The sequence below is a fragment of the Bacillus sp. FSL M8-0166 genome (assembly GCF_038008825.1).
Taxonomy (GTDB): domain Bacteria; phylum Bacillota; class Bacilli; order Bacillales; family Bacillaceae; genus Bacillus; species Bacillus safensis.
This window is the reverse complement of sequence record NZ_JBBOZZ010000001.1, coordinates 524,521-537,293: the sequence shown is the minus strand read 5'-3', so window position 1 is coordinate 537,293 and position 12,773 is coordinate 524,521. Positions and strand designations below refer to the sequence as shown.

At 41.4% G+C, this 12,773-nt stretch carries 15 protein-coding genes; 2 read left to right on the top strand and 13 right to left on the bottom strand.

From position 1 onward, the window contains the following. Positions 1-67: 67 nt before the first annotated feature. The 7 genes from NSS92_RS02995 to rpmG form a co-directional block, all read right to left on the bottom strand. Positions 68-1,021 carry an ROK family glucokinase gene (locus NSS92_RS02995; protein ID WP_267587321.1) on the bottom strand — a complete coding sequence of 318 codons (954 nt, stop codon included), beginning with the start codon at positions 1,019-1,021 and terminating at the stop codon, positions 68-70. Positions 1,022-1,034: 13 nt separating this feature from the next. Next, on the bottom strand, positions 1,035-1,238 hold the full coding sequence (locus tag NSS92_RS02990; protein WP_267587320.1) for a YqgQ family protein: 204 nt from the start codon (positions 1,236-1,238) through the stop codon (positions 1,035-1,037). Between the two features lie 70 nt (positions 1,239-1,308). Further along, complete coding sequence (locus NSS92_RS02985) at positions 1,309-2,847, bottom strand: rhomboid family intramembrane serine protease (RefSeq protein ID WP_340866880.1); 1,539 nt, start codon at positions 2,845-2,847, stop codon at positions 1,309-1,311. An 86-nt stretch (positions 2,848-2,933) separates the two neighbouring features. Continuing rightward, on the bottom strand, positions 2,934-3,107 hold the full coding sequence (locus NSS92_RS02980) for a hypothetical protein (protein WP_162473402.1): 174 nt from the start codon (positions 3,105-3,107) through the stop codon (positions 2,934-2,936). A gap of 99 nt (positions 3,108-3,206) precedes the next feature. Continuing rightward, positions 3,207-3,671: a hypothetical protein gene (locus tag NSS92_RS02975; RefSeq protein WP_340866879.1), complete on the bottom strand. Its 465-nt coding sequence runs from the start codon at positions 3,669-3,671 to the stop codon at positions 3,207-3,209. Between the two features lie 133 nt (positions 3,672-3,804). Continuing rightward, positions 3,805-4,365, bottom strand: a complete 561-nt coding sequence (locus NSS92_RS02970) for a 5-formyltetrahydrofolate cyclo-ligase (protein WP_340866878.1) — start codon at positions 4,363-4,365, stop codon at positions 3,805-3,807. 48 nt (positions 4,366-4,413) lie between these two features. Beyond that, on the bottom strand, positions 4,414-4,563 hold the full coding sequence (gene rpmG, locus NSS92_RS02965; protein ID WP_008360061.1) for a 50S ribosomal protein L33: 150 nt from the start codon (positions 4,561-4,563) through the stop codon (positions 4,414-4,416). Positions 4,564-4,994: 431 nt separating this feature from the next. Between rpmG and NSS92_RS02960 the strand changes: the two genes are divergently transcribed. Together NSS92_RS02960 and NSS92_RS02955 are read left to right on the top strand one after the other, a co-directional pair. Beyond that, positions 4,995-5,342, top strand: coding sequence for a hypothetical protein (locus NSS92_RS02960; protein ID WP_024422989.1), 348 nt, complete (start codon positions 4,995-4,997; stop codon positions 5,340-5,342). Next, on the top strand, positions 5,339-5,839 hold the full coding sequence (locus tag NSS92_RS02955) for an endolytic transglycosylase MltG (protein ID WP_340866877.1): 501 nt from the start codon (positions 5,339-5,341) through the stop codon (positions 5,837-5,839). The genes NSS92_RS02960 and NSS92_RS02955 overlap by 4 nt, the downstream gene beginning before the upstream one ends. Positions 5,840-5,882: 43 nt before the next feature. Here NSS92_RS02955 and pstB (NSS92_RS02950) read toward each other — a convergent pair whose 3' ends face one another. From pstB (NSS92_RS02950) to NSS92_RS02925, 6 genes are all read right to left on the bottom strand, one after another. Further along, positions 5,883-6,665 carry a phosphate ABC transporter ATP-binding protein PstB gene (gene pstB, locus NSS92_RS02950; RefSeq protein WP_041106885.1) on the bottom strand — a complete coding sequence of 261 codons (783 nt, stop codon included), beginning with the start codon at positions 6,663-6,665 and terminating at the stop codon, positions 5,883-5,885. A gap of 15 nt (positions 6,666-6,680) precedes the next feature. Further along, positions 6,681-7,493, bottom strand: a complete 813-nt coding sequence (gene pstB, locus NSS92_RS02945) for a phosphate ABC transporter ATP-binding protein PstB (protein ID WP_034280171.1) — start codon at positions 7,491-7,493, stop codon at positions 6,681-6,683. A 23-nt stretch (positions 7,494-7,516) separates the two neighbouring features. Beyond that, positions 7,517-8,401, bottom strand: a complete 885-nt coding sequence (gene pstA, locus NSS92_RS02940) for a phosphate ABC transporter permease PstA (RefSeq protein ID WP_025092964.1) — start codon at positions 8,399-8,401, stop codon at positions 7,517-7,519. Beyond that, entirely contained in the window at positions 8,401-9,327 is a 927-nt protein-coding gene (pstC, locus tag NSS92_RS02935; RefSeq protein ID WP_024422994.1) for a phosphate ABC transporter permease subunit PstC, read from the bottom strand. Before pstC ends, pstA begins: the two co-directional genes overlap by 1 nt. A 79-nt stretch (positions 9,328-9,406) precedes the next feature. Next, complete coding sequence (locus NSS92_RS02930) at positions 9,407-10,324, bottom strand: phosphate ABC transporter substrate-binding protein (protein WP_047202306.1); 918 nt, start codon at positions 10,322-10,324, stop codon at positions 9,407-9,409. A gap of 214 nt (positions 10,325-10,538) precedes the next feature. Continuing rightward, a complete protein-coding gene (locus NSS92_RS02925; RefSeq protein WP_324290889.1) occupies positions 10,539-12,674 on the bottom strand; it encodes a peptidoglycan D,D-transpeptidase FtsI family protein in 2,136 nt (711 codons plus the stop codon). Between the last annotated feature and the right edge of the window lie 99 nt (positions 12,675-12,773).

Genomic DNA, 12,773 nt, shown 5'->3' with positions numbered 1-12,773 from the left:
AAACATCCAATTTCATGCCTATCTATCGCTTTTTTTAATAAAAATGACATCATTATGACTTTTTTGTTCAAGACTGCCATTTGGTTTTTGCCATCCATGCACCGCCGATAACACCCGCATCGTTTCCGAGCGATGCAATCACCACTTCAACATCATCTGCGCAAGGCGGGAAAGCATGTTGTTTCACAACGCGCTCTACTTTACTGCGAAGAAGCTCACCTGCTTTTGAAACACCGCCGCCAATTACAATTTTTGTTGGGTTTAAAGCACTAGCAAGATTCGCTAGGACAAGTCCAAGATGTGTCGTCACTTCTTCTACGACACGCATTGCAAGATCATCTCCATTTTCTGCCGCTTCAAATACATTCTTTGCCGATAGCGAAGCGAGCGTGCCGAGTGAAGATGTATGCTGCTCGGTTTCTAATTTATCCTTTGCAAGCCGGACGATGCCAGTTGCAGATGCGATCGTTTCAATACAGCCTGTTCTTCCGCAGTTACAAGGTGCTCCTTGAAATGGAACAGCACAAATATGGCCAATTTCTCCGCCAGCACCTGTCTCTCCTTGAACAACTTCACCGTTTACGATGATGCCGCCGCCAACCCCCGTTCCAAGTGTAACCATTAGGATATTTTTTGCGCCATCTCCTGCACCCTTCCACATTTCACCGAGTGCAGCAATATTCGCATCATTTTCAATGACAGATGGAAGTCCTGTCTCTGCCTCTAGATGATCTTTCAACGGATAGTTTGTCCAGCCCAGATTCGTTGTTTTATAGACGATTCCAGATACTTTATCTACAGGTCCAGGTGCACCCATTCCGATCCCAATAAGTGCTGATTTTGGCATACTGATCTCAACCAGTTTGTGGTCAATTGATTTGGCAATATCGACTGTGATCGTCTGCCCGGATTTATCCGTAGGAATCTCCCACTTATGCTGAATTTCACCATATAGATTAATGAACGCAAGCTTAATTGTCGTACCGCCAAGATCAATACCTACAAACCAATCCCCTGTCATATGCCCTCCACCTTCACATTGTTTTTCGATTTAATTTGGCTAGTTCCATTTGAAGAATGGTCATTGCGTTTGACCATTCGATCCGGTCAATAATGCCCGATGTATACATTTCCTTCAATTCGTCTGCCATAAATTCTAATTCTACTTCACGATCTCCGAAATACACATAATTTCCAAATCTCATGAGCAGCTGCTGTACATCATATAACGTTTTCATTGTTTCCACCATTTCTTCTCATCAACAGATAGGATAAGCGTATTCATAAATGCGCTTTCAGTCAAGTCATTCATCGTGTTTGACTATTTTCGATATATTGTTTCAACTTTAAAAATTGATCATTTTGAGGATCTTGTTTTAACGCTTTCTCTAATAGATCCTCTGCCTTCGCTGTCTCTCCTTTTTCTACGAATAACAACGATAAATGATACAGTTTATTTGGATCATCTGGATCTTTTTCAAGAGACTTTTGCAAAAATTGAATAGCTTTATCAAGGCGGCCCTGCTGCGCTTCCGATAGTGCATAGATATGAAGTGCCTCAGCTGATGCATCTTTATCGTGCACATATTCCTCTAGTTGTTCACTTGCTTCGCTATATTTTTTCTCATCAAATAAACTCGCTGCCTCACTTGCTGCCGCTGCTTCCTTTTGATCGTCAGAATGAAAACCTGTATACAATCCAAAACCGCCAATAAAGAGCAAAGCAGCACTCGCAAGAAGCATTTTGACAGGCTGCACTTGTTTAGGCAGACGGACAGCTAATGCCGTGAAAAAACCGCCAACCAGACCGCCAAGATGCCCTGCATTATCAATACCTGATACAGTGAAGCCTATTCCTAGGTTGATGAGGATAATGACAATAATATTTGTCCCCATCGTCCGAAAGAAAAGCTTTCGGTTTGAGATGGCTAAATATAACAGTGCACCTAAACAGCCAAAGATCGCGCCTGATGCGCCGGCTGCAATTGCCGTATTAAACACAAAGCTCGCAATGGAGCCAAAAATGCCGGAAATCAAATAGATGAGCAAAAATCTTCCCGACCCATAAATTCTCTCAACAGCCGCTCCGACGGACCAAAGAGCAAAAGTATTAAAGAGTAAGTGCGTCAAGCCAATATGTAAAAACATTGGTGTAATCAGGCGCCACCATTCACCATCTAAGATCAGCACATTATTTTTAGCACCAAATGCTGTTAAAGTTGCGGTATTGGTACTTCCGCCTGACAGCTCAAGTAAAAGAAACATCACCACTTGAACAGCGATCAGCAAGTAGGTGAAAAAGGGTCTGCCATTTTGAAAAACGGCCAATTCTCGTTCACGCTGCTTTTCCTGATCATCAAATGCCTGAAGCACGTTCATTTTAAGCTGCATTGCATCCTCAGCTGTGTCTCGCTTCGCTTCTTCTACATCAACTGCAAGAGATGTATTCAGCCATTTTTGCAGTTCGTTTACATCGTTTTGAAGCATGTCTGCATTGAGTAACACAGGAGTAACTGTCACCTTATTCTCTTTTTGCGGCTGACCGTTTAGGTCTTCCCAATCATCTACTGGAACATCAGTTGTAAATTGCAGCTGTAAAAGATGAAGAGATCGTTTGCGCATAGCTTCTCTGAGCTGATTGATCCGATATGTTTGCTCCTCAATATCTCGAACGATCTCTTGCCTGAAATTCACATCTTTTCTATATAGACGGATGAGATCATAACCTGAGTTTCGTGGTGCTTCAAAAAAAATTTCATTTTCTGGGTACGGACTTTGAATCATCTCGTATCCTTTTTGTCTTAATTCATCAACAACTCGCCAAAATAGACTATCTATGACATTCATACATTCGCGCTCCATTTTTTACATTATTATAGCAAGAATCGTTCTGATCCGCATTTCTAAACAAAAAAATCCCGGCTTTTGCGGGATTAGAATGCTTGGCGAATAAATTTCGTCCGAAAATATGGGATTTTCATCAGCCATTTAATTAAAAAGTGACGTACTTGATTTTGGCCTAAAATCAAATTCATGAGCCGATAACGATTTTGCACGAGAACGAATGCAAACAGTGTGAACACAATGCTCCAAATCATTTTATTCATCATATTCCCTCCTATGTTCGTATCGTGGCTTAAATAGGATTTGTTTATGCATGAACCATCGTTTTTATCGCTTAAAAGGTTCCTTTCATAAGCAGGCCTTCACAATCTAATCCCTTGTTCTTTTGATTGAATATAATAGACCTCTCCGCACTCTGATTGATCATAAGAAACGTCAAATGGATGAAGATCGATTAAATCCTTGAAAGTATGAGGCAGCTTACAATTCCGCTCTAACTCTTCCATCTTGTGCGGGAAGTAACTGTCGTATGGATTTGGTGTATGAACATATACAGCGTCTAAACCAGGGTCATGTTCGTGAATACAAATCCAAGTTTGGTATGGCTTTTCAAACCCTTCAAGCTGTTTTAGCAGCCTATAATATAAAGCGATATGAGCTTTGATATGCTCTCTTCTTATTTTTAAGCTATTTTCCCCGACTCCAAAAAAATCAAGGTGCGTATGCCAAAAATAAAACCATGAATCATGATCAAGTTTTAAGTCACAAGTATTCACTTCCTCCCACATATGACGGAAGTATCTTTTCTTTCCGCGAAATTTTTTCAAAACATATCCCCCCGTCAGCTAAAGTGCCTTTTAATGAAGAATGTTGATCGCTATCGTTCATTTGACTTTTGATTACAAGCAAGCACCTTCGCTCAACGCAAAAAGCCCGTTCTTACGTATAAGCAGCGGACTTTTATTTTTGATATAAGGTACCTTTCTCACTGATCATGATTGAGACCGGGATGTCGTGCGTTTCAGCCGGAATATGCTCGGTTTGCTGTACTGTCAAACAAAGGGCAAGCGTTTCGCCGTGATGATCCGCTAAGTAGCGGTCATAATAGCCGCCCCCATATCCGATACGATAGCCTTGTCGATCGAAGCACACCCCAGGCACAATGATCAAATCGATTGATTCTTTATGTACAGCGGCCGACGCATTAGGGTCTGGCTCTGATAACCCAAAGTAGCGGGATATCATTTTCGTCTCCGGTGTATATTCATAAAACGTCATCTCTTTTGTTTCCGGAAAACAGGTGGGTACACATACTGTTTTCCCCTCCTGCCATGCTTTTTCAATTAGAGGCATTGTCGGTACCTCTTTTCCTCTAGACATGGTGAGTGCAATCGTATTCGCTTGTTTCCATGTTGGCAGTTGAAACAAGTGCTCATGAAGTAAAGCGGTGCTTCGCTTGAATTCCTCAGCACTCATCTGATCCAGCTTGGCTAATGTTTGAAGGCGAAGCTCTTTTTTCACACAGATCATCTCCCATCATAAAAAAACAGCAGGAAAATTCCCTGCTGCTTACTTTGTTTCACGATGTAAAGTTTGTTTTTTATCACGTGAGCAATACTTTTTGAATTCAACGCGATCTGGATTGTTTCGCTTATTCTTTTTAGTAATATAGTTACGCTCACCGCATTCAGTGCAAGCTAGAGTAATATTTACGCGCATGTTTTTCCCTCCAAACTAAAATCAATTCACATTCAGACCTAACTATAATACCACTTCTAGCTTAGGAATGCTAGAATGTTTTTTCACCAATTTCAGTTTCAGTACAATCCGTCCGCGTTCTGATCCATATCGCACGGTCATTTCATGAAAAATGCTCTGCTCCCCTATAAAACCTCAATCTTTGTCGTACTGTATACATGAGAATCCCTCTTTTCCCCCACTGCCTCTTTTATTTTGACAGCGGGCAAGGTTTTCATACTCGTTTTTCATATAAAAAGAAAAAAGATGAAAAAAAGGTGATTTTTTCAGCAATTCCTTTTGAAACTAGCTTTTTTATGGTATAAAAAAGAAGGGTCGAAAACTGTCTGAAACAATCATGAAAGCCTTTTATGGCTTTCAGCATTAAAATATGAATTAAAAGGTGATGAAACATGGAAATTGCAATTATCGGATTGCTTGTTGTCAGTATCGTACTGATCGCATTCTCATATTTTCAAAGAGAGCCGATTAAAGAAGTCGAGCAGGAACTTGAAACACTTCAACTATCTGCAATGCAAGAAATCTATAAACTGAAAAAGAAAATGAAGGTTCTTGAAGAAGAATTGCTTGAAACAAACATCGTCGTCCGCAAACATTCAGAAATTGATCCATCTATCGCAAGACAAATCATTTCTAAGCATCAAAATGGCATGTCTCCTGAGGCCATTGCGCGCGCTGAGCATGTATCTGTAGATGAGGTCAACATGATCATTAAAGACAACGAGAAGGTGCTTGTATGACGAAAAAAAGCATCCAAACGTTTGCGGCAGGCATGATTCTTGCAACTGGTGTTCTGGCGATCGTTTTTTTCCTCACTGGAAAAGATGAAGCGGCTGCTGATACAACAACAAAAGAAACGCTCGCAGCAAAAGTAACAGACACTGACGTGAAAAACTATTTAGACTCTAAAAAAGAAGTCTCCGTCAGCCGTGAAACATATCAGCAGCTTCTCGATTATAAAGAAAAAGCACTGAAGGCAAATGAAGACGGCGATTCTAAGAGTGATAAAGAAACATCGGACAAGCCTAAAGGCAAATCGGTCAAATTCGTCATTAAAAACGGGATGAGCACAAGTGATGTTTCAGACATGCTTGAAAAGGACGGAATCATCAACTCGTCTAAAGATTTTAATGATTACGTGATTGACGCCGGCTACCATAAAGAAATTCGTGCAGGCAAGTTCAATTTAAAAACAGGGATGACGTTCAAACAAATCGTCAAAGCCTTAACAAAATAACAACAAAAACCCCCTGGCGGCGCTGACCTTCAGGGGGTTTTTATTATCCAAATCGACCAGATATATAGTCATTTGTTCTTTGATCATTTGGCTCAGAGAACATCACATTCGTATCATTGACCTCAACAAGCTCGCCCATTAAGAAGAAGGCCGTTCGATCTGATACTCGTGCCGCTTGCTGCATGTTATGCGTCACAATGGCAATCGTGTATTTCTCTTTTAATTTCATAATCAATTCTTCAATTTTTAATGTTGAGACAGGATCAAGCGCTGATGTTGGTTCATCCATTAATAAGATGTCTGGGCTTGTGGCAATGGCTCTTGCAATACAAAGACGCTGCTGCTGGCCGCCGGAAAGACCTAGTGCAGGCGCACTTAATCGATCTTTCACTTCATCCCAAAGGGCAACATCACGAAGCGCTTTTTCAGCGATTTCTTTCAATTGCTGCTTGCTCTTCACTCCGTGAATTCTTGGTCCGTAGACGACATTATCAAAGATAGACTGAGGGAATGGGTTCCCTTTTTGAAAGACCATCCCGACGTTTTTACGCAGTTCCACTAGATCGACACGGCCTTTTAAAATATTGTCACCGTTATACATCATATCCCCGGTAATTTTCACACCTGGCACTGTTTTGACCATGAGATTTAAGGTCTTTATAAATGTTGACTTTCCGCAGCCGGACGGACCGATAATCGCTGTGACTTCATGCTCTCTAATGTCTAAATCAATATGCTTCAGTGCGTGATGCTGTCCGTACCAAAGGTTCATATCATTCACACGAAACACTTCTTTTTTGGCTGTTTCAGTTGCTACTGCATTCATCAAAATCCACCCGCCTTATCCAAATCGACCATTGATATAGTCTTCTGTTTTTTGCTGCGCAGGACGTGTAAAGATACGTTCAGTGGCATCATATTCTACTAGATCACCGTTAAGGAAAAAGGCCGTATGATCAGATACACGTAACGCTTGCTGCATGTTGTGTGTCACAATGACGATCGAATAATCATTTTTCAACTCTGATAATAACTCTTCAATTTTTGCATTTGAGATCGGGTCTAGGGCAGAAGCGGGTTCATCTAATAAAAGAACGCTGGGCTTCATCGCAAGTGTACGTGCAATACAAAGGCGCTGCTGCTGACCACCGGATAAGGACAACGCCGAGCGGTGCAGACGATCTTTGACTTCATCCCACAGCGCCGCTTTTGTTAAACTTTCCTCTACCGCATCATCAAGCACTGATTTTCTTTTTTCACCCGCATACTTTAACGCATGGGTAATGTTATTGTAGATCGATTTAGGAAAAGGATTTGGTTTTTGGAAAACCATGCCGATTTCTCTTCTTAAATTCACCACATTAATGCGGTCATCCAAAATATTGAGCCCTTCGTACATGATCGCCCCTTCACTTCTCGCACCTGGAATTAAGTCGTTCATGCGGTTAATGCTGCGTAAAAAGGTTGATTTCCCGCAGCCAGATGGGCCGATTAATGCGGTAATTGCGTTCTTCTCAATTTCAAATGAAATGTGATTGACCGCTCTTTTTTCACCATAATAAATGCTTAAATCCTGCACCTGTAAAATCTGTTCCGCTTGAAGTGGAGCCTTTTTTGCTGCAATCTCTTTTTTTTCTGCTAGCATTTGAACCATATCCCCTTCACACCTCTCTCACATTATTTTGACGTAAGCTTCTTATGAATAAATGAACCAAGCCATCTAGCTGCTAAGTTGAATACTAAAACTGAAAGCACAAGTACGGCTGATGCACCATTTGCAATGGCCTCTGCATCTGGAATGATTCCTTGTGTATTGACGTTCCATATATGAACGGCTAATGTTTCTGCCGGTCTAAAAATATTCAGCGGTGACGTATCAGAAAATGGACTCCAGTTTGTAAAATCAAGACGCGGTGTGGTGAGGCCTGCTGTGAAAAGAAGCGCTGCTGCCTCCCCGAAGACTCTTCCTGATGCTAAAATCGCACCGGTAATAATAGAAGGAATCGCACCTGGAATTAGGACCGTCTTCACTGTATGCCATTTCGTCACACCAAGCGCTAGTGATGCTTCCTTTTGATCCTTCGGTACAGAGCGAAGCGCGTCTTCTGTCACCCTGACCATCACTGGCAGGTTAAACACCGTGAGCGCAAGAGCTCCTCCGATGATCGTATAGCCCCAGCCTGTTAAATTCACAAACATGAGTAAACCAAACATACCAATGACAATGGAAGGAAGTGAAGACAGCACTTCAATACATGTGCGAATAAAATCAGTGACTTTGTTTTGAGGCGCATATTCAGCCATGTACACTCCGCCGCCGACACCAAGCGGTACTGTGATCAGCATTGTAATAAACAAAATGTAAAACGAGTTAAACAGCTGATCCCTAATGCCGCCGCCAGAGCCAATTGCACTTGAGCGAGTTGTCAAAAAGTCAAAATTTAATTCTTTTGCACCGTTGAAGATGATATAAGAAAACAAACCAACAAGGATCGCCGTAATAATGGCGGCACATAATCCAAAAACAAACGTGGCAAAACGATCGGTCATTTTGCTATTCATTAAATCTTCCTCCTAGACGACAAGTATCTGATAATGAGTATGAACATAAACGATACAACTAGAAGGACAAGCCCCATTGACCAAAGTGTATTGTTTTCAACACTTCCATACGTTGTGTGACCCATGTTTAACGTAATTATGGTTGTTAATGTACCAGCTGTATCCATAATGCTCTCTGGTAAATTACGCGTGTTTCCAATGACCATCTGAACGGCAAGGGCTTCTCCAAATGCTCTTGCCATCCCAAGAACGACCGCTGTCATTAATGTTGGAAGAGCTGCTGGTACAAGCACACGTCTAATCGTTTGCCATCTTGTAGCACCAAGTGCATACGATCCCTCACGCAAGCTTTTTGGAAGGGAAGCCATTGCATCAGTTGCAATGGATGTAACGGTTGGCAGAATCATAATAGACAGGACAATTGTTCCTGCTAATACGCTATGCCCTGAGCCGCTTGATTTGAAATGTCCGATAAACGGCACCAATACTGTAAGACCTATGAATCCGTAAACAACGGATGGAATCCCTACAAGCAATTCAATGACTGGCTGGAGAATTTTCCGGCCCCATGCAGGTGCAATTTCTGTCATAAAGATCGCTCCTGCGATGCCTAGCGGCGCTGCAATGAGTGCCGATAGAAGCGTGACGGCAATCGATCCAAAGATAAAAGGAAATGCGCCGTACTCCGGGTTTTCTGCTGTTGGGTTCCAATTGATACTGGTTAAGAACTCAATTGGGCTTACACCATTTACGATGAAAGATTGTAAACCCTTAATGCCAAGGAAGATGGTAATGGCGATGGATACTGCAATCATTAAGAATGCGCAGAATTTCACCAAAATACTTCCTCTTACTTCATCCATTTGCCTATTTTTCTTCGAGCTGATCAGTCGATCGCTCGCTTCTGTATGTTCTATCTGCTTCATCTTTTTCTACACTCCTATGAATGTCATAAAAGGAAAAGTGAAATGCTCCACTTTTCCTTCATCAGCAATTCAAGACCTCTTACTTATCTGATTGTTTGCCTGCTGCGTCTCTTTCTACTTTCATATTAGAGACTGAGATGTAGCCTTGGTCTTTGACGATTTCTTTTTGTACTTCGTCACTCATAAGGTAATCTAAGAATTGTTTTGCTAGACCTTCCGGCTCACCTTTTGTATAAGAATGCTCGTATGCCCAAATTGTATATTTACCGCTTTCTACATTGCTTTCTTCCGGTTTCACACCATCAATGCTAAGCGGTGTAATTTTGTCATCTGTTAAATAAGAGAATGCTAGGTATCCAATCGCACCTGGTGTTTCTGCAATCAGTTTTTTCACTGTGTTTGAAGAATCTTCTGTGATTCCTTCTGCAGGTGTTGCGCCATCAAGGGCATATTTCACAAATGTTGCACGAGTTCCTGAAGAATCAGGTCTGTTTACAAGCGTGATTTTTTGGTCTTTCCCGCCAAGCTCTTTCCAGTTTTTGATTTTACCAGTGAAGATTTTTTTCAATTCGTCCTTTGTGATGTCTTTGACACCCACTTCAGGGTTTACAGCTGCGGCCATTCCAACAACTGCTACTTTGTGGTCTTTTAAAGCTTTTGCGTCGATTCCGTCTTTCTCTTCAGCGAATACATCTGAGTTACCAATCTGTACAGATCCTTCTGAAACTTGAGAAAGTCCTGTTCCCGAACCGCCGGCTTGTACTTGAATATCGGCTTTTGGATGTTTATCCATGAATTTTTCTGCTGCCGCAAGAACTAAAGGCTGCATCGCAGATGATCCTGAGATGGTAATGGAACCTGATGCCTCATCTTTGTTTGAAGCATTTCCTTTACTGTCTTTTGAATCTCCGCTTGAGCTGCTATTTCCGCATGCTGTGACGAATGCTAACAATGCGATAGTAAGGAAAGTAAGCAGCCATAATTTGTTCTTTTTCATTTCAAGAATACCCCCTGAATAATTTGTCCTACGAGTAATACATTAAAGGTTCTTTATTAATTTCGTTTAAATGGAATGTTAAGGTTTTGTAAATGTCGAAGTTTTGTAGAGAAATTGCGGCGTTTTTTATGAATTTTGTCAATTTATATCGGAATTTTTGAAGAAAACGTAAAAAAACGCCCACAAAAAGTGAGCGTTTTTACCTATGAAAGGTCTAGTCATTTGTTTCTGCTTCATTTTCAATTTTGTTTTTGTTTTTCGCCTGTGTATCATTGCTTTCCTGTTTTGATTTCAGTTCAAAGTACTTGTCTAATACTTGTTCACCAATATCATTTGTAATTGGATAGCGCTGGTTGTAGTCTTGATACACCCATGGCACAACAACAGAAATGGCCACTTCTGGATTATCAGCAGGCGCATACGCTACAAGAGTTGTGTTATACGTCGGTGTACCGCGCTTGCTTTTAATTGGACCGTCATAGAATGATTGAGCGGTTCCTGTTTTGCCTGCTGGATTATACTTTTTGTTGCCAAAGTTTGAATAGGCTGTCCCTCTTGGGTTCTGCATTACAAGCTTGAAGCCTTGCTGGACACGCTTGATTTCATCACTTGTCATGTCTAGCTTATTCAATACATCTGGTTTGACGGATTCCGTCACAGCTCCAATGCCGCGCTGCGGGTCTGGCTCTCTCACTTCTTTGACAAGCTGCGGACGTAAACGATACCCGCCATTTGCAATGGTTGAAACATATTGCGCCATTTGCAGCGGTGTAAACGTATCATACTGTCCAATCGCATAGTCAAGTAAAAGGCCCGATTGTGTAGACGTTCCTCTGTAGCCCGTTGCTTCGTTTGGCAGGTCAATACCTGTTTTGACTCCAAGGCCAAATTTACTAAAATTGTAGCGGAACGTATCAAATGCTTTAGGATCAATTGGGAGCGGCTGATTCTTACGATATTCGCTTTTCCCAATGGCGATTGCTGTTTTGAACATATACACGTTTGATGAACGCTCTAGTGCTGTTAAATCATTAATGAGTCCCATATTTTGATAGGATTTCTTTGGCGGTGACTGGGCGATATAGAGGGGTTCATCGTATTGGGTACTTCCAATATGAATAGCGCCTGTTTTATATCCAGTCAGTACAGTTGCCCCTTTTACAGCTGATCCCATCGCATATGAGGATGTCATCGTTCCTAATGAGTAGTCATCGAATTTGTATTTTCCGTTTTTGTTAGAAATCTGCTTACCCGCAACAGAAAGAACCTCTCCGTTTCTTGGGTCCATCATGACAACAAATGCGCGATCAAGAAGCTCAGTTCCCCCTCTTTGTTTCGCACTTCTCAAGTTCTTTTCAATAATTTTTTCAACCGCTTTTTGCAGCTGAATATCAATTGTAAGCACAAGGTCTTTCCCGCTCTTACCTTCTGTTAACACTTTAGAGCTTGTGACATTGCCCTGTTTATCAGTTGTACTTTGTTCTTTTTCCTTTTGGCCCTGCAGGACATCTTCATATTGATATTCAAGATAGCTTTTTCCTACACGGTCATTTCGGCTGTAGCCGAGTGATAGATAATGCTCAAGAAGTGACTGCGGAAGACCTTCATCACTCGAAGACACACTGCCGAGCATACTGCGGAGCAATCCTTTATACGGATAGCTGCGTGACCAGTCTGTCGTCACATCAACACCTGGCAGCTCGTCCAAATGCTCAGAGACGTAAGCAATTTCGCTTGGCTTTACATCTTCATTTTTAATAAATTGAGGTGTCAGTGCATAGCCTGCATCCATCTGCCTTTTAATGGAAAGCACTTGTAAATCTTTTTTCGTCAGTTGATTTAATTCCTTGTCTGTGATGCGTTTTAACTGAAGCTGATATAGTTTATCATCAGAAACCTTATCGTCACCCTTTAATTCTGATTCCTTTTGAACAAGCTTTTTCGCTTCATTCGGATGCGTTAAGATCCAGAAATCTTTTTTGTCACGATCTGTGATTTTTTTCGTACTCACATGAATCATATCCGCTAATTTTGATGCCACTTTGAGCCGCTCTTCTTGTGAAGTCGTCGAGGTTCTCGTATATGTAATGGCATTTAGCGCTTTATTGCTGACAATCGTATTGTAGTTTCGATCGTAAATTTTTCCGCGCGGAGCAGATGAGCTGACATTCACATCCTCTTGTTTTTCTGCCTGCTTTTTATAATCTTCTCCATTGACAATTTGCACAAACCCGAGTCTAACGACAACGCCGGTAAAAATAATAAACGCAGCTAAAAATAATAAATTCAGCCGGATCGGAAGTGTTTTGCGCCCTTCCTTCGCGTCTTTTTTGTTTTTCTTGTTTCTCATCACATCACCTTTTCTATCAAGAAAGAAATGGCACCCCTTTTTATGTAAAAAAGGTGCCATCATCATTTTAGCGGTTTTTCTATCATTTATCTAGAAATT

Bases quoted from the DNA above. Each gene is read 5' to 3' on its own strand.
- NSS92_RS02995 (WP_267587321.1), bottom strand. From the start codon at position 1,021: ATGACAGGGGATTGGTTTGTAGGTATTGATCTTGGCGGTACGACAATT.
- NSS92_RS02990 (WP_267587320.1), bottom strand. From the start codon at position 1,238: ATGAAAACGTTATATGATGTACAGCAGCTGCTCATGAGATTTGGAAAT.
- NSS92_RS02985 (WP_340866880.1), bottom strand. From the start codon at position 2,847: ATGAATGTCATAGATAGTCTATTTTGGCGAGTTGTTGATGAATTAAGA.
- NSS92_RS02980 (WP_162473402.1), bottom strand. From the start codon at position 3,107: ATGAATAAAATGATTTGGAGCATTGTGTTCACACTGTTTGCATTCGTT.
- rpmG (WP_008360061.1), bottom strand. From the start codon at position 4,563: ATGCGCGTAAATATTACTCTAGCTTGCACTGAATGCGGTGAGCGTAAC.
- NSS92_RS02960 (WP_024422989.1), top strand. From the start codon at position 4,995: ATGGAAATTGCAATTATCGGATTGCTTGTTGTCAGTATCGTACTGATC.
- NSS92_RS02955 (WP_340866877.1), top strand. From the start codon at position 5,339: ATGACGAAAAAAAGCATCCAAACGTTTGCGGCAGGCATGATTCTTGCA.
- pstB (WP_041106885.1), bottom strand. From the start codon at position 6,665: ATGAATGCAGTAGCAACTGAAACAGCCAAAAAAGAAGTGTTTCGTGTG.
- pstB (WP_034280171.1), bottom strand. From the start codon at position 7,493: ATGGTTCAAATGCTAGCAGAAAAAAAAGAGATTGCAGCAAAAAAGGCT.
- pstA (WP_025092964.1), bottom strand. From the start codon at position 8,401: ATGAATAGCAAAATGACCGATCGTTTTGCCACGTTTGTTTTTGGATTA.
- pstC (WP_024422994.1), bottom strand. From the start codon at position 9,327: ATGAAGCAGATAGAACATACAGAAGCGAGCGATCGACTGATCAGCTCG.
- NSS92_RS02930 (WP_047202306.1), bottom strand. From the start codon at position 10,324: ATGAAAAAGAACAAATTATGGCTGCTTACTTTCCTTACTATCGCATTG.
- NSS92_RS02925 (WP_324290889.1), bottom strand. From the start codon at position 12,674: ATGAGAAACAAGAAAAACAAAAAAGACGCGAAGGAAGGGCGCAAAACA.